This window comes from Anabaena sp. 4-3, from assembly GCF_001597745.1.
Classification (GTDB): Bacteria; Cyanobacteriota; Cyanobacteriia; order Cyanobacteriales; family Nostocaceae; genus Trichormus.
On the sequence record NZ_LUHJ01000015.1, the window covers coordinates 21,710 to 38,117 of the forward strand.

Annotated in this window: 13 protein-coding genes; 9 read left to right on the top strand and 4 right to left on the bottom strand. The window is 42.9% G+C overall.

Annotation, left to right across the window (positions count from 1 at the left end; all coding sequences use genetic code 11):
• The first annotated feature begins 74 nt into the window (after positions 1-74).
• The 3 genes from A3775_RS04400 to A3775_RS04410 all read left to right on the top strand — a co-directional run bounded on the left by A3775_RS04400 (position 75) and on the right by A3775_RS04410 (position 2,206).
• The gene (locus A3775_RS04400) at positions 75-980 is read left to right on the top strand and encodes a Ycf66 family protein (RefSeq protein WP_066375944.1); all 906 of its coding nucleotides are present in this window, start codon (positions 75-77) and stop codon (positions 978-980) included.
• A gap of 54 nt (positions 981-1,034) precedes the next feature.
• Complete coding sequence (locus tag A3775_RS04405; RefSeq protein ID WP_066375946.1) at positions 1,035-1,595, top strand: TolB family protein; 561 nt, start codon at positions 1,035-1,037, stop codon at positions 1,593-1,595.
• Positions 1,596-1,681: 86 nt separating this feature from the next.
• Complete coding sequence (locus A3775_RS04410; protein WP_066375948.1) at positions 1,682-2,206, top strand: TolB family protein; 525 nt, start codon at positions 1,682-1,684, stop codon at positions 2,204-2,206.
• Positions 2,207-2,374: 168 nt separating this feature from the next.
• Here the strand turns inward: A3775_RS04410 and A3775_RS04415 are convergent, their stop codons facing one another.
• Complete coding sequence (locus A3775_RS04415; protein WP_066375951.1) at positions 2,375-3,367, bottom strand: succinate dehydrogenase/fumarate reductase iron-sulfur subunit; 993 nt, start codon at positions 3,365-3,367, stop codon at positions 2,375-2,377.
• A 1,367-nt stretch (positions 3,368-4,734) separates the two neighbouring features.
• On the opposite strand from A3775_RS04415, the gene A3775_RS04420 reads away from it, so the two are divergent.
• Positions 4,735-5,172 carry an AbrB family transcriptional regulator gene (locus A3775_RS04420; protein WP_066375953.1) on the top strand — a complete coding sequence of 146 codons (438 nt, stop codon included), beginning with the start codon at positions 4,735-4,737 and terminating at the stop codon, positions 5,170-5,172.
• A 189-nt stretch (positions 5,173-5,361) separates the two neighbouring features.
• A complete protein-coding gene (locus tag A3775_RS04425) occupies positions 5,362-6,231 on the top strand; it encodes a lysostaphin resistance A-like protein (RefSeq protein WP_369817206.1) in 870 nt (289 codons plus the stop codon).
• A 100-nt stretch (positions 6,232-6,331) separates the two neighbouring features.
• On the opposite strand, the gene A3775_RS04430 is transcribed toward A3775_RS04425, so the two are convergent.
• Together A3775_RS04430 and A3775_RS04435 are read right to left on the bottom strand one after the other, a co-directional pair.
• Positions 6,332-7,276, bottom strand: coding sequence for a heme o synthase (locus A3775_RS04430; protein ID WP_066375954.1), 945 nt, complete (start codon positions 7,274-7,276; stop codon positions 6,332-6,334).
• Between the two features lie 403 nt (positions 7,277-7,679).
• Entirely contained in the window at positions 7,680-8,663 is a 984-nt protein-coding gene (locus A3775_RS04435; RefSeq protein ID WP_066375955.1) for a heme A synthase, read from the bottom strand.
• A gap of 403 nt (positions 8,664-9,066) precedes the next feature.
• Between A3775_RS04435 and A3775_RS04440 the strand changes: the two genes are divergently transcribed.
• From A3775_RS04440 to A3775_RS04455, 4 genes are all read left to right on the top strand, one after another.
• Entirely contained in the window at positions 9,067-10,149 is a 1,083-nt protein-coding gene (locus A3775_RS04440) for a cytochrome c oxidase subunit II (protein WP_066424021.1), read from the top strand.
• 79 nt (positions 10,150-10,228) lie between these two features.
• Positions 10,229-11,947: a cytochrome c oxidase subunit I gene (gene ctaD / locus A3775_RS04445; protein WP_066424023.1), complete on the top strand. Its 1,719-nt coding sequence runs from the start codon at positions 10,229-10,231 to the stop codon at positions 11,945-11,947.
• 99 nt (positions 11,948-12,046) lie between these two features.
• Complete coding sequence (locus A3775_RS04450) at positions 12,047-12,664, top strand: heme-copper oxidase subunit III (protein ID WP_066375963.1); 618 nt, start codon at positions 12,047-12,049, stop codon at positions 12,662-12,664.
• A gap of 274 nt (positions 12,665-12,938) precedes the next feature.
• Positions 12,939-15,230, top strand: a complete 2,292-nt coding sequence (locus tag A3775_RS04455) for a heparinase II/III family protein (RefSeq protein WP_082803671.1) — start codon at positions 12,939-12,941, stop codon at positions 15,228-15,230.
• A gap of 88 nt (positions 15,231-15,318) precedes the next feature.
• Here the strand turns inward: A3775_RS04455 and A3775_RS04460 are convergent, their stop codons facing one another.
• Positions 15,319-16,374, bottom strand: coding sequence for a WD40 repeat domain-containing protein (locus tag A3775_RS04460; protein ID WP_066424025.1), 1,056 nt, complete (start codon positions 16,372-16,374; stop codon positions 15,319-15,321).
• Positions 16,375-16,408 lie beyond the last annotated feature (34 nt).

Here is a 16,408-nt window from a genome sequence, read left to right on the forward strand (position 1 = left end):
AGGTTTGGTGATTGTTGAGAGTAGTGATTTTAAGTGTAACTCGCTAACATAGATTTGATATTGGGAAAAGAACAATGCTAAATTTTGGGCTGAACTCAGCCAGTGTTCTGGCTCAGGTAAATTTTGGGACGAACTCAGCCAGTATTCTAGGAATTTTCCTGGCTGTGGCTGGGGCAGCACTATATTTTCTGCGAACTGTGCGTCCAGAACTGTCAAGAGATCAAGATATCTTTTTTGCAGCTGTGGGTTTGCTGTGCGGTTTTATTCTCATCTTTCAAGGATGGCGTTTAGACCCGATTTTGCAATTTGGTCAGTTGCTTTTGGTGGGTTCAACTGTATTTTTTGCAGTGGAGAGTATTCGCTTGCGTAGTATTGCTACGCAACAAGCTAAACGTAACACTCCGATTGTCGATGAAGAACGTCCGGTTAGTAACAGATATTCATATAATCGGCGGAAATATGAGGCTGAGGTGGAATCAGACTTTGAACCACTGCCTTATCAAGAGGAAGAAGAGGAAGAACGGCCTGTACGCGCGCGGATTCGCCCTAGTAGAGATGAGCGTTCTTCTCGTGATGATTATTATGACGAACAACCGCCCCGGCGCGATCGCCGCACAAGTAGCGACAGACAAGAACCAACAGATAGACCACGCCGCCGTCCCAGCCGTCCATCAAGTCGCGTGAGTGAAACATATCAACAAGAAGATTGGGGTTCTTCCTCCACTAGAGAAGTTGATGATTGGGAAAGTTCTGAGCGACCGACAAGAAAACCCTCACGTAGAACTAATGACGTTTCGCCAAGTTCAGAGATGAACGAAGATGTCCCACGCAGACCAAGGAAACGCCGTCCACCTGCTGAAACCACTCCTCGCAGACCAATAGAAGATGATGAAGCTATCCCAACGGATTATGTACCGTATAAACCCATAGATCAATCAGATGAACAGTCTGATAATTCTACAGATTTTGAGGACTTATAAAGCGGTCAGGATAGTTGTAAGCTTAAAGGCGATGGAAAAAAGTAAATATCTGAGGTGAAAAAATTTGCTTCTCAGTTTTGGCTCCAAAAACCGATTTATTGGAGCCTGGTTTTTAGCTTGGCAGGGTTGCTAGGCTCTTGTAGCTCAGGTGAGATTCCGCTTGGCCCTACTTCCCTCAATAGTCGTTACACAGAAGAGCAACCAGCCTTAAGTGGCAATGGTCGGTTTTTGGCGTTGATTTCCAATCGTAATGGTAGTCATCAGTTACTTGTGTATGATTTACAACAGCAGAGTTTTATCGCTACGCCTGGCTTAAATCGCCGCGAGACAATTATCGAAAGTCCCAGCCTCAGCTATACAGGACGTTATATTGCTTACCTAACCAGCGACCAAGGCAGACCAGTAGTAGCACTCTACGATCGCGCTACGCAACAGTCACAAATCGTTACACCCACCTATCGCGGTTGGGTGAGAAATCCGGCTATCAGTCCCGATGGACGTTATGTTGTCTTTGAAACAGCCGCCCGTGGTCAGTGGGATATTGAAGTTCTCGATAGAGGGCCAAATATTGAGTTAGATATTCCCAATGGTGCAACTGTAACTCCACCGCAGTAGGGAAGTGGGGGGGAGATGAGGGGGATGAGGGAGATGAGGGAGCGGAGGAGAATAACTAATAACTGATGACTAATGACTAATAACTAATGACTAAACGTCTTTTTATTCCTATATTTGCTTGTACAACCTTGTTAAGTGGCTGTTTTGGTTATCCTCGGTTGGTAAGTTATCCTTTTGATCCAGGTGGGAGGAGTCTGAATAGTCTTGCGTCGGAACTTAACCCGCAAACTTCCGGTAGATATATTGTATTTACAAGCGATCGCCGGGGTAGCCAAGACGTTTATCTGTTTGATACTCTGACGCGCAATTTAATTGATGTACCGGGTTTAAATGCCTTGGATACTATTGCTTCCCATCCCAGCGTTTCCCAAGATGCTCGTTATATTGTATTTGCTGCTAGTCGTCAAGGGCGATCGGCAATTTTTCTCTACGACAGAGAAACACGACAATCACGTAATTTAACGGCTAACCTGCAAGCAGAAGTCCGCAATCCTACTATTAGTGCTGATGGTAGTAGGATTGCTTTTGAGTTTAGCAATAACGGACAGTGGGACATTTCAGTTTATGACCGTTTTGGTCAACCTGTGAATGTACCTCAAGATCCACGATAGTTTGGGGATTGGGGATTGGGAAAAAAGAGGAATTGGGGCAGAGTGCAGGGGGAAAAGGGGAAAGTCCCCTCTCCCTTGCTCCCTGCTCAGAGTTCCCTTGCCTCTTGGGGGGATTGGGGATAAATTAACAGTCAACAGTCAACAATGTTGAATGAGAGAATTTTGAATTTATTTTTCTCTACTCCCTTCCTGCTGTTTTACTGCTTCAATGAGCGATCGCACTTGTGCTGTTCCTTCGGATGACTCGAATGATAGGGGGAATTTACCTTTAGCAATCATGCGTAATCCTAAAGGAGCAAGACTCAGCAACCCTTTCAAGTCTTTGAAGTAGTTACCAACAACTTGTAAGCCAAATTGCCTTTCGTCAATCCAACCACCTGCTTTCACTAAGTCCACTAAGACTTTACGGTGACGAATTGAGCGACTATCACTAGCTTGTTTGTGGGTAAGGATTTGTTGTTTAATTTTAGTGATTTGTTCTAATGGGGCAACTTCCATGGGACAGACTGCATCGCAGTATAGACAACGGGTACAACCCCAAACTCCTTTAGTGCCTTCGTTGTAATTTTCTAAGCGATTGGTTGTATCACTGTCGCGGGAGTCGGCAATCATGCGGTAGGCTTTAGCTAAGGCGTGGGGGCCGACAAAATCGCTGTTAACTTCACGGGCATTGCATTCAGAGTAGCAAGCACCGCACATAATACAGTTACCAGTTTGATCCAACAGCGATCGCTCTGCGGGTGTTTGTAAAAACTCTCTTTCTGGTATTTGTCGGGCGGCGGTACTGACATAGGGAGCTACGTCTGCTAAATTATCCCAGAAACTACTCATATCCACGACTAAATCCTTGATCACTGGCATATTGCCTAGGGGTGCGATCGTGATTTCTGGAATCGTATTTGCTGATTGGTTAAATCTGGCTAATTCACTGCCTACATTTTCCTTACAAGCTAAAGCAGAACGCCCATTAATTCGCATGGCACAACTACCACAGATGGTATTACGGCAATTTTTGCGAAATGCTAATGTGCCATCTTGCTCCCACTTAATGCGATTAAGGCAATCCAAAATCGTATTGCCTGGTTCTGTCTCTAAAAGGTAAGTTTGTAAGACAGGGGCAGAATTTTGTTGTTGTCGAATAATTTTAAAAATAACTTCCATTGTTAGCGACCAAAGTCTTAAAATTGCTTAATCAGCCGCAGAAATATTAAATTAAGGCTGGTGGCTGCGAAAAATGAGCTATACTTCTTGCCTCTAATTTCCAGACTGGTGTGAATAGGCTGATAATCAAAGAGCGACTGATTATAGTCTCAGGATAACCATTAAAATTTTAGTTGTAGAAGTGCTGTAGGCCAGATTGATATTTCCTTATGCGCCGAGAACCCAAAAAAATTATCGTTGTTTGTGATTTAGTTCACTGGTTTGGCAGCCTGAGTCAAGGGGATTGACCAGGCGGTGAATATACTTTTATCTCTTATATGGGAAAAATAACCAAAATAAATGCTTTTTAGGTTATCTTTACATCTTGAATCCAGTCTCTGTGATCTCCACCGCTTGGAAAACACCCTTCAATAGTTCCTAAGTGCTAATTTTATGGTTGTCTAGAAGCATTAAAGCTGATAATAAACATCCAGTCATCGCCATAAAGTCGTTGACAGATGTGAATAATTTTATTCTTCCCACAGACAGAAGTACATAAAAGACAAAAGCTTTTGCTCTGGGGATAATCAGCCAGAAGGTTAATCCTGATGCTTTTTCCTCTGCTCTCAATCAAGGAAATCACAGGAGAACACTCACTCATCAAAACTACTCATCTCATCAATTTAGATTAATTTTTATAAAAGCTGTACAGCAATCATCACTACAGTCATAAACTGCCAGTAAAATCCTCACCGCTTTTTTTCTCTAGGTGCTAGTGGATTTAGTGAAAATTTTCCCTGCAAGTTAAATTCAAAAAGAAACAATTATTTTGCTATTATTAGTCCATGCTAGTATTTAATATAAAATTACGAAGTCACAATCCCAGATCAATAGCCGTACAAGTGCGGCTAACACTGCTTAGTTTCTTCGTAATCTAGAGGCAATTTCATGCCTCGACAGGCAGGACAAAAGGGTGGATGTCCATCAGACCATATTCAAATACTATGCTGTCCTTTGCTTAAGAGTAAGCTGAGAGAAAACCTGACACCTCAAAAGCAATAAAGGCAAGGACTGCAAGTGGGCAACCTGCAATTTCTTGGGTCTACAACTTATTTGTAATCGTTAGACCAAAAGAGAAAATAATTGCATTTTCCATAGTGAATTATGGTTTAAAATGCCGTAAAATCAACAAAACTAATGCCTGTTAACCCCCTGACCTCTCAGTTGTTATGGTTATCCATAATAGAGGTTCTTGAGGTTAATCTCAGCAGGAATTCACCCTTGAGATGGAAGTCCCCAGTAGCTTTGTACAGATGCGAAAAAGTCAAAGACTGGTGTGAGACTACATAATTTATCAGTTTGGAGAGAGTAAGGAAAATTTGAGCATAATGACTGAAACTGCAACTGCCCCTTTAACTGGAAAAGCTCTGCTGGCTAAGGTAAAAGAACTTTCTAATTTACCACGAAGAGAAAGAGCCAAGCAGTGTGGATATTACACTGTTACTAAGAATAATCAGGTTCGCGTCAATCTCACTGATTTTTATGATGCTTTGCTATCGGCTAGAGGAATTCCCCTCAGTCCAGAAGCACCAAAAGATGGTCGTGGTCGTGAACCGACATATCGCGTTAGCGTTCATCAGAACGGTCAAATTGTCATTGGTGCGACTTACACCAAAGCAATGGGCTTAAAACCTGGTGATGAGTTTGAAATTAGACTGGGATACAAGCATATTCACTTGATTCAACTCAGTGAAAGTGATAAGAAAGAAATGGCATCAGACATTGATGCTGATGAATCTGAAGAAGATGTAGAAGACGAAGAATAAATTTTCTTGTCTTAGGGGTAAGTTGACGCTGAAAGCTTCTTGACTTATCCCTAACTTCAGAAAAAAATTGTATCTCTAATTGAATAATTGGCTCTAACACCAAAATCCGATTAGACCCCTTGCAGAATTCACCAGTTTTGGTAAAGTCTTGATTGATCAGCAAGACATTTATTCTGCAAGCAGTCTATTGTGCTTTTTTTAGATAATTTGACAAATTTACTTCAGCCATTCCTCAACAATCTACTGGCATTGATGAAAGATGCACCAGTCATAGTTGTGGTGATGGCATTTTTTCTTAGCTGGGTAGGTTGTTGGCTACCAGTGGCAGTCACATTACTCAGATTGCTGCATTGGCAACCACTAAAACCGCTACAACCACAGCAGAAATTACCGTTAATTGTCTCACTTTACCTATTAGCACCTCTGATGATATGGGGAGTTATGGGGTTAACTAATAGTTCTATTGGCAATTACGGATTTACTGCTAATTTTACCCTGCTCAGTTCCCTAGCACTTGGTTTCGGCTTAGGATTGCTGAGTATAGCTGTTTTATATATCTTTCAATTCTGGTTGGGTTGGTGCGACTGGGAAAAGTCCAACATTCAGCAACTACCAGCTATATTTTTACCAATTCTATTAATAGCGTTGTTGGTTGGGGGTATAGAAGAATTAGTTTTTCGGGGTTTCCTGTTAACGGAATTAGAGCGAGAATACCCTCTATGGTTAGCAGCAGTAATTTCTAGTCTGATTTTTGCTGGATTACATTTAGTCTGGGAACAACGGGAAACTATCCCACAACTACCGGGGTTATGGTTATTAGGAATGATGTTAGTGTTGGCGAGGATAAGCGATCGCGGTAATTTAGGGATAGCTTGGGGATTACATTCAGCTTTAGTATGGGCGATCGCTACTATAGATACAGCCCAATTAATCACTTACACAGGTACAGTTTCCGAGTGGTGGACTGGTAAAAATAAAAAACCCCTGGCTGGGGTGGCGGGAATTGTTTGTGTTGTAGTGACTGGTTTAATTTTGTGGTTATTCTCAAAATTGTTTTGAATTTTGAATTTTCTAGCGAGATAACCTAGGCTATTGGGAATTAATGATAGTGCGATCGCGCCTTGAACTTTACCAACGCGATCGCTCAATTGTCCATGCGCTAACTAATGAAAGCGATTACAGCATTAACCACTCGATGGGTAATTGGTAGACTATCTATCACCATACTCAAACACAACAGCATCATGTATGAGATAGAAAAGAGAAACACATCTCTAGCTAAATTGCGATCTTCGGGGTTGTGTAACAAACACCAAGACTTACGAATAAATAATCCTCCCAACCCAGCCGCGAAGGCGGCGTAAATCATGCCGCTAGCGTGCAGAGGATACACCAATAACAGCGTCGCTACAACTGTAATTAGTGTGTAGTACCAAATTTGTTTGACGGTGACGGTAGCACCTTCCACTACAGGTAACATGGGGATGCCCACCTTAGCGTAGTCATCACGAATCATCAACGCCAAAGCCCAGAAATGGGGAGGTGTCCATAAAAAGACGATGGCAAAAATTAACCATGCTGCCCAGCTTAAAGTACCTGTGACGGCTGCCCAACCGACTAAAGCGGGAATTGCACCAGCCGCCCCACCAATCACAATATTTTGGGTACTATGACGCTTGAGCCAATGAGTGTAGACCAAAACATAAAAAATAATGCCGGATAATGCTAGTAAAGCGGCGAGGAGATTGGCGAATACTGTCAGGAGTGTAAAGGAAAGTATTGCTAGTGCGATCGCAAAAATTAACGCATCACGGGGTTGTACCCTACCGGAAGGCATAGGACGATGCCGCGTCCTTTCCATATCATAATCAATATCACGGTCATAGATACAGTTAATTGTCTGCGCGCTAGCAGCCGCTAAAGTCCCGCCAGTCAAGGTTACTAACAAGAGTAATGGATCTACTTGTCCCTGGGCAGCAATCCACATACTCCCAGCAGTAGTAATTAACAGCAATGGGATAATCCGAGGTTTAGTGAGCTGATAATAGCTGTGAATTACCTGTAAAAAGTTTTCGTGGTGGCGAGAGACATTAGTCTCAATCATGTTCGCTTTAATTCCTTATTTTTCAAGAACTTAAGTACAGCCCTTGTGTGAGGGTTGTATTCCTTGCCTTTAGAACTGCCATGTAGAGAGTGTGGAAAGGAAAAAGGCAGGGGGTGAGAGTTGTGAACAGAGGGGTAGGGAGTTTGCTTCTACTTCCTCTTTACTTTTTCATGGTTTGTTGGTGTAAGGAGTTCATTACCAACTACTTATGGCTTTTTTCTAGAGTCAATGCTGACGCAGGGGAATTTTTGTAAACTGCCACCACTTCTAGTTATGGGGATTAATACTATAGGTGATGTCAAGTTGGTTACAACACTAAAAGAGGAATGGCTAATGGCTAATTGCCATTAGTCATTAGTAACCATAAAGGTAATATCTAGGATGCAAGCAAACTTGAGAGTAGTTACAGATTCGAGCCATTCGCTTGGGTACTGGTAGTAGATGCGGTTACACCCACAAAGGCAGTATTAATTTCACGGCTAGCACTCCAGTCACGTAATGCCAGAACGGTAAAAGCGACTAAAGTACCTAACAGAGTGGCACCCACAGCTTGGTGAGATACAGTCAGAGGTTCGACTTGCAGATGTAATCGGAAAGTTGCAACTCCCAACAATAGCTGTAAAACCAATAAGACACCAGCCATATTAGCCAAGCGTCGCAAAGCTGGGTGTAGTGCTGGTGTACGCCAGGAAATGATCACCACTGCCAAAGTTGCCACTGTTGGCGGTACTAAGCCAAAAATATGGCTATACATCACACCGCAAAGTTGAGAACCTGCAAAACACTGGTGTAAAGCCCAACGAGAACCGACCAAAGCACCTAGTAGACTCTGCACGTAAACTAAAATTGCGGCGGTTAAACCTATCCACGGCAGCTTACCTACGTTTCCTGTTCCCTGATAGGGAGTCAGCGCGATGCCGACAATTAACAGGGTAGTGAAAAATAATAAAGCTGTGCCTAAGTGGGCTGTAACGATATCAAATCGTAACAATTCAGTAACGGTGAGTCCCCCCAAAATGCCTTGGAAGACGATGAGAAACAAGGCAAATGTCGATGCCCAGGGTAACCAGGTTGGTAAAACTCGACGATGCCACCAGGATAAACCACAGAGGGCGATCGCACTCACACCAATCAAACTAGCATCCAAGCGGTGAAACCATTCCAAAAACACTTGGAGATTCATTTGTTTAGCTGGCACCAGTTCCCCATAACACAGTGGCCAGTCTGGGCAAGCTAGCCCAGCATTCATGACGCGGGTAGCACTGCCGATAGCCATCAAAATCAAGGTAGCTATACACATCCGCCATACCAAGCGACGAATTACATCCTTGGGCTTTTGCTGCATTGCTGCCGATTCATTTTGTTGTTCTAAGACAAATTCGTTCATGAAGGATACCTTCAGCCCGCTATTGGTGAAGTTTTGAGAATTTTCTATTTTCATTACTGACTCATCTCCACCCTAGCGTATAGAACCAGGGTTAATTGTTTAGCTTTTACTTAATACTTTGAATCACTCTGGCTGTTGCTAGCCGGAAGCTTTAGGTATTTTTTAAGTTGTCAATAATTTCTTAAGATTCATCAAGGTGAATTTCCTAAATTTTCCTTAAATTTTGCTAATTTTTGACATCTACTCTCGGCAGTATCTAATAGTTATCTTTTACTCAAAATTCTGATTGTAGGCGAAAAAATTAATAAAAATTTCAGAACAGTCGTCTCCATATCTAATAGCCTGGTCTACCGTAGTAAGTGAGTTACTTTGAGATAACGTGATCAATTCATTTAAGTGAATCGTGAAAATTCCAAGTTCAATCTGGACATTACTAATTGGCATTGGGCTAACTCTGATTAGCCTGTGGTACGGACAAAATCATAATTTGTTGCCAGTTGCCGCATCAAATGAGGCTGTCTTGGTAGATGGTCTGTTTAATACGATGATGACTGTTTCAGCAGGTATATTTTTGCTAGTTGAAGGTGTATTATTTTACTGTGCATTTAAATATCGTCGCCGACCTGGTGATCAGGAAGATGGGCCACCAATTGAAGGTAATGTACCTTTAGAAATACTCTGGACTGCAATCCCAGCAATTATCGTTATCGGTATTTCTGTCTACAGTTTTGATGTTTATAACGACATCGGTGGTTTTGATCCCCACGCCATCCATGAAGCCCCAATTATGCAGGAATCGATGACAATGCCTGGGGCGGCGATCGCCGCAACTTTAAACGATACCCCTCCTAAGACTGCGCCTAACCTGAATCAAGAAAAATCTGATCAGGCTATGCAAGATCCAGCTACAGCCGCAGTCCGCAATGCGGATCAAATTCCCCAAAAGCAGAATGCTCCGGGTGTGGGTAGCGTTGCACCCACTATTGGTGCTAGTCGGGAAAAAGCTGGGCAACCACCGGAATTAACAGTCAATGTGACTGGTTTGCAATACGCTTGGCTGTTTACCTATCCCGAAACAGGTATTACCTCTGGGGAACTGCACGTTCCCATTGGGCGAGAAGTGCAAATTAATATGACAGCGAATGATGTCATCCACGCTTTTTGGGTGCCAGAGTTTCGTCTCAAGCAAGATGCAATTCCCGGTAGACAGACTGAAATTCGCTTCACGCCTAAGAAAGAAGGTGACTATGCGCTGATTTGTGCTGAACTGTGCGGCCCTTACCACGGCGCAATGAGAACTCAGGTAGTAGTTGAGTCACAGGCAGCATTTGACAAATGGATGCAAGAACAGGTAGCTGCGAATAATGACACGCTTCAAGAAGCGATCGCTATTAACCCAGCTAACCAATCCCCAGACGAATTTCTGGCACCTCATACCAAAGACATGGGAATTAACCCCGAAATCCTCCATCAAGTTCACCAATAGTCAAAAAGTCCATAGTCCACAGTCCAAAGCTACAACCAATGACTAATGACTAATGACCAATGACTAATAACAAACAACCATGACACAAGCTCAATTACAAGAAACAGCCAACATCCCTGCTCATATTGAAGAACCAGGGGTAAGACATTGGCGAGACTACTTTAGCTTTAATACAGATCACAAAGTAATTGGACTGCAATATCTCGTTACTTCCTTCATTTTTTACTGCATTGGCGGCGTTTTAGCTGACTTAGTGCGTACAGAACTACGAACTCCAGAAGTAGATTTTGTGAGTCCAGAACTTTACAACAGCCTGTTTACACTGCACGCCACCATCATGATTTTCTTGTGGATTGTGCCAGCCGGGGCGGGGTTTGCTAACTTTCTCATCCCCTTGATGATTGGGGCGAAAGATATGGCATTCCCTAGGCTGAATGCTGTGGCTTTTTGGTTGATTCCCCCAGCCGGGTTGTTGTTAATTTCCAGCTTAATCATCGGGGATGCAGCCCAAGCCGGTTGGACTTCCTACCCTCCTTTAAGTTTGGTAACAGGACAGGTGGGTGAGGGCATTTGGATTATGAGTGTCCTGTTGTTGGGTACTTCGTCGATTTTGGGGGCAATTAATTTTCTTGTCACCCTGCTGAAAATGCGAATCCCCACTATGGGTGTTCATCAAATGCCCTTGTTCTGTTGGGCAATGCTGGCGACTTCGGCGTTGGTTTTACTATCAACACCAGTGTTAGCAGCAGGTTTGATTCTGCTGGCTTTTGATTTATTGGCAGGAACAACATTTTTTAATCCCACTGGTGGTGGTGATCCGGTGGTGTACCAGCACATGTTCTGGTTTTACTCTCACCCGGCTGTGTATATCATGATTTTGCCTTTCTTTGGGGCAATTTCTGAGGTGATTCCGGTTCATTCCCGTAAACCAATTTTCGGTTATAAAGCGATCGCCTACTCTTCCTTAGCCATCAGTTTCTTAGGGCTAATCGTTTGGGCGCACCACATGTTTACCAGTGGGATTCCTGGTTGGTTGCGGATGTTCTTTATGATCACCACTATGATCATTGCTGTACCCACAGGAATCAAAATTTTTAGCTGGTTAGCGACAATGTGGGCTGGCAAAATCCAATTCAACCCTGCCATGTTGTTTGCAATGGGTTTTGTGGGAACTTTCGTCATTGGTGGCATCAGTGGCGTGATGTTGGCAGCCGTGCCTTTTGATATTCACGTTCACGACACTTATTTTGTGGTGGCACACCTACACTATGTATTGTTTGGTGGTAGTGTGTTGGGTATTTTTGCCGCTATTTATCACTGGTTCCCGAAAATGACGGGGCGGATGATGAATGAAACTTGGGGTAAGGTGCATTTTGCCCTGACGATTGTGGGGCTAAATATGGCATTCCTACCAATGCACAAGTTAGGGATGATGGGCATGAACCGCCGGGTGGCTCAGTATGATCCCAAATTTACCCTGTTAAATGAAATTTGCACTTACGGTGCTTACATTCTGGCTGTTTCCACATTCCCGTTTATCATCAACGCTATTTGGAGTTGGATGTACGGAGAGAAAGCGGGTAATAATCCCTGGAAAGCACTCACCTTAGAGTGGGCGACTACCTCACCACCAGCCATTGAAAATTTTGAAACACTGCCAGTGTTAACCCATGGCCCCTATGACTATGGTGTAGAACTCGCACCTGCTGATGTCTCCCCATCTGAAAATCCCGTACTCAGGGCTGATACTGATGAGCCATATCCCAGCATTGAGTCTGATTTAGAGGTTAGAGGCTAGGGGAGCAGAGGGAGCAGGGGAGCAGGGGAACGGAGAAAGAAACACTTTGACCCAATCCCCAATCCCCAAACTATTCACATTTCACACTTGTCAAAATTCATGCAAAGTCAAACAATTGACCCAGCGAAAACAGAACTGAATCATCATGCGGCGGCGATCGCTGCTCATGAAGAACATCCCGATCATCGTCTGTTTGGGATATTTGTGTTCTTGATTGCTGAAGGAATGATTTTTATGGGGTTGTTCGGAGCTTATCTAGCTCTCCGTTCAACTTTACCTGCGTGGCCGCCCGCAGGTACACCAGAGTTAGAACTGCTACTACCTGGAGTTAACACTGTCAATCTGATTGCTAGTAGTTTTGTCATGCACAATGCTGACACTGCTATCAAAAAGAATGATACCAAGGGAATGCGTACTTGGTTAGCGATTACCGCCGTCATGGGTACAATTTTCTTAGTCGGTCAGGTTTACGAATATACACATTTAGAATTTGGTCTGACTACTAATTTATTTGCCAGTGCCTTTTATGTGTTGACGGGTTTCCACGGTTTGCACGTTACTATCGGCGTTTTGGCGATTTTGGCTGTGTTGTGGCGATCGCGCTCTCCCGGTCACTATAGTAGTGAAAAACACTTTGGTGTGGAAGCTGCGGAAATTTATTGGCACTTTGTTGACGTAATTTGGATTATTTTGTTCGGATTACTCTATTTACTGTGAGAATTCATTATTTAGTTGTTCACTCCACGCGGACAACTTCCAAATTTCCCCCCTTTGGGGGTTTTTTTTTTAGGAAATGCTGAGTTAGAAACTTTCTTGTGTATTTCTGTAACATCAAATACAGTCAATACTGGTTTCTTGAGGAGAAAAATTAACAATAGTGTAGATGAGTTTGCCGAATCAAACCTAACTATATCAAGACTTTTGCGGTTTTCGCTGTTACTCAGCCGCATTTACTACTCAAATCAACTAAACCTGATTGCAATATAAGCTGATGGCAAGCAGGTACAATACACTAAGTAAATACGCTGATAATAAAGGTGCAACTGTCATGGGATTGTTGATTTCAGATGATGAACTGATAGCCCTTGAGATAGCTAATGATCGTCGGCATGATTTCTTAATTGCTCTGTTGGAACGTACTATCAAAAATACTCAATATCCAGGGTTGGTACAACCTTCAGATACTAATGAATGGTGGCATATTATTTGGGAACGTTTAAGCGATGTAGCATTTATTTGCTTTTTAGCGCAAAAATCCCATAATTTTCAGGTAAGTCAAAATAAATTTTTATCTGAAGATAATACAATATCCAAACAACAATTATTGCCGTTAATATCTGATCTGGTTAACCAAGTAATTAAATCTCATGGTTTAACGCCTGAAACAGAAATAGTCAGGCTCAAAGAATGGCTGAAGGCTGTTGTGTTAGATGTTATACGTAAATCGGCGGATGAGTGGGTAGGGCCTTGGTTTAGAAAACGCACTAAACCATTATCAGGACAGCTTGAGACTGCTCATGCGGGAATTGCGATCGCAATTGTTCTTGATCTTTGCCCAGATATCTTTACTACCACTGAGTTAGATGAAATTCGTGCAGCTTTGAGAAATAAGCCTCAAAAACTATGTCGAGAATGGCTGGATAAAACCATTAAAAACCAACAAATTAAGAGCAACTGGTTTATGGTTCTTCTCAATGGCTACGGCACAGTGTCGGCAATCCTGGGCGATCAAGCAGGTGTACAAAAGTCTGTAGAAGATTACGAATTTGCTGTCAAGCTATATAACCAAGATAGCTATGCTGAATCTCTACAATACTGGAACTACGCAACTCTGCACCTGGCACACTTATTTGAAGTGCTTGTGCATTATGATCCATCCTTAGAAAGCAAGCTGGATATATCCTGTTATACTCGCTGTTTGCCTTGGGTTGTATCATCATTCCTTCAAATGAAACCTCTGCCTGGGTGGGGAGATTTACCTTATCCTCGTTCTTTAAATTGGGGTGATTCGGCTGCTATATTCAGACCTACGGCTGATCTGTTACTCCATATCTCCCGACGGGCTAAAAAAACTATGCCAATGGAAGCAGGTTTAGCATTTTGGATGTTTCAGGAAACCTATCAAGAACCCAAATTAGGCCCTGATGATCGAGCTACCTTTGGCTTTTTTAATAATTTTCTGTTCCCGACTCTGCTCAACTGGAGATACGCGGACAATTCCATCACACCTGAGCAAGCTAACCTTCCCTTAGCAGCAAAATTCAGCAATGGCACTGTGATTGTTCGCGATCGCTGGCATCATAAATCCACAGTTCTCTCCGTTCAAACTGGATATGAGCCTTTACGTGCAGTCGCTCATCGTCATGAGGATCTAAATAGTTTTATACTCTCCTACGGCGGCGAAGACTTTTTCGTTGATCCTGGACATTGTTGTTATCGTCTGAAAATTCAACGTCTCTCAAAATCCGCAGCTTTTCACAATACCTGGACTTTTATCACCAAGAATTTTCCCACGATCAAACAAAAGCCTATACAGGGAAGTATCTACAAAAATGCCCCAGTTCTTAGTCAGATGAAACTACTTTCCCAAAAAGGGAATATGACTGTTATCGAATCTGATGCGGCGGACGCTTATAGTAAGTCTATCATCCAAAGAGAACGCTTCAAATTCTCTTATGGTAAGCCACTCCAAAAAGCTCAAAGAACATGGATTTTGTGTGGAGCAAATAGTCTCTTCCTTGTAGACAGAATTCAATCCCAACAATCAATAGCAGTTCAAGCATCTTTTTTGCTGAATAATCGGGATGGAAAACTGGAAACTCAAGTTATCTCTCCTCGTGAATTACTATTTCGGCGCGGTGATGTTTCTGTTAAATTTGTGCTTGTAGCCGCCATTTCCAGAAACTACTTTTGGTCTGCTCCTGATTCTCCTCTATATTTAGATGGTAAAAATCATGATACTAATGTGAAGTTTGTCCAGAGAGACGGCTATGTTCACGACTGTTATCACCCCCAGCCCAACCAACTAGGCCAAGGGGCTGAAGGTTCTGGCAAAATATGTGAATGGACTACCCCCTTTGGTCGTGACCATCTGCTGATCTATGCTATTGCTATGGATAATCACGAGCAGATTTTGAACTGGCAAATTGAGCATGTCAATCACAGCAAAATTCTGATTTCTCCTCCTGCACACCAGGGAAGCTTTCAACTACAAACTCAACAAGACGGCAGTCTATTAGTTGAAGACACCGTTGAAAAAACACAAATAGTTATTCCCTATTAAGCAATCATCGTCTCCAAGAGCTACAAGCGATCGCATATTTCATCTAGACTGATGTTGTGCGATCGCTCTTACATCAAAGTCACAATAGTTACTTGCTAACTTTATTTGACGGATTCCCCCAAATATTAATTCGTCCATCAAATGCTCCACTCGCCAGCACTTTGCCATCACGACTAAAAGCGATCGCACTCACCCAATCACTGTGTCCAGTTAGTGTATTTAATAACTTACCTGTAGCTAAATCCCATAATTTAATCCCATCCCTACCAGCACTAGCTAAAGTTCTGCCATCGGGATTAATGGCGATCGCATTTACCCAATTGTTGTGTCCGGTGAGAGTGTAAACTGGTGTTTCCGAGGTAATATGCCATAGTTTGATTGTGCGATCGCGACTAGAACTAATTAACTTCTGCCCATCAGGCGTAAAAGCCACATTGGTGACTGTACCAGCATGGGCGACAAATTCCTGAGTTAACTTACCAGTATTTAAATTCCATAACTTAATTACGCCTCTTTTGTCACCACTAGCGACAGTCTGACCATCAGGACTCATCGCTACAGTGTAAATTGTATTATCGAAGCGTACTAAGGTAGCTAAGGGACGCTGTTGTACTAAGTCCCACAGTCGAATACCATCTAAAGCTCCACTGACAAGGATTTTACTATCGGGAGATACAGCCAGAGACAATACACTCCCACCATGTCCTACAAAAGAGCGTTTAAACTGATTATTTTTGAGATTCCATAAGTTGATTGTCTTGTCAGCACCACAGCTAGCTAAAGTTTGCCCATCTGGGGAAATGATTAAAGATTCTACAGACGTTGTTTGGGCTTTGGTAATACTACCCACTTTTTCGCCGTTGATGGGGTTCCATAGGCGGATTACCCCCTCATTGTAATCACCGCCACTAGCCAACATTCGACCATTGGGACTAAAAGCTAAAGATTTCACCGTACCACGATGCGCCCTGAAGTTTTTCAGGAGGCGCGGATTGATAAATGCTTGTGTGGTTTCTGGGGTGCTAACTGTTGCGGTAGCATGAGCAGGATTGATTTTGTATTCGTGCCAGAGATGAATCGGCAGAGCGATCGCCCCTAGCAATGCCAAACTAAAATACAGGCTAGCTTTTCCCTGACTCCTCACTGTTCTTCCTCACCTGCTCAATATGGACTGATCA

Bases quoted from the DNA above. Each gene is read 5' to 3' on its own strand.
- A3775_RS04400 (WP_066375944.1), top strand. From the start codon at position 75: ATGCTAAATTTTGGGCTGAACTCAGCCAGTGTTCTGGCTCAGGTAAAT.
- A3775_RS04410 (WP_066375948.1), top strand. From the start codon at position 1,682: ATGACTAAACGTCTTTTTATTCCTATATTTGCTTGTACAACCTTGTTA.
- A3775_RS04415 (WP_066375951.1), bottom strand. From the start codon at position 3,367: ATGGAAGTTATTTTTAAAATTATTCGACAACAACAAAATTCTGCCCCT.
- A3775_RS04420 (WP_066375953.1), top strand. From the start codon at position 4,735: ATGACTGAAACTGCAACTGCCCCTTTAACTGGAAAAGCTCTGCTGGCT.
- A3775_RS04430 (WP_066375954.1), bottom strand. From the start codon at position 7,276: ATGATTGAGACTAATGTCTCTCGCCACCACGAAAACTTTTTACAGGTA.
- A3775_RS04435 (WP_066375955.1), bottom strand. From the start codon at position 8,663: ATGAACGAATTTGTCTTAGAACAACAAAATGAATCGGCAGCAATGCAG.
- ctaD (WP_066424023.1), top strand. From the start codon at position 10,229: ATGACACAAGCTCAATTACAAGAAACAGCCAACATCCCTGCTCATATT.
- A3775_RS04450 (WP_066375963.1), top strand. From the start codon at position 12,047: ATGCAAAGTCAAACAATTGACCCAGCGAAAACAGAACTGAATCATCAT.
- A3775_RS04455 (WP_082803671.1), top strand. From the start codon at position 12,939: ATGGCAAGCAGGTACAATACACTAAGTAAATACGCTGATAATAAAGGT.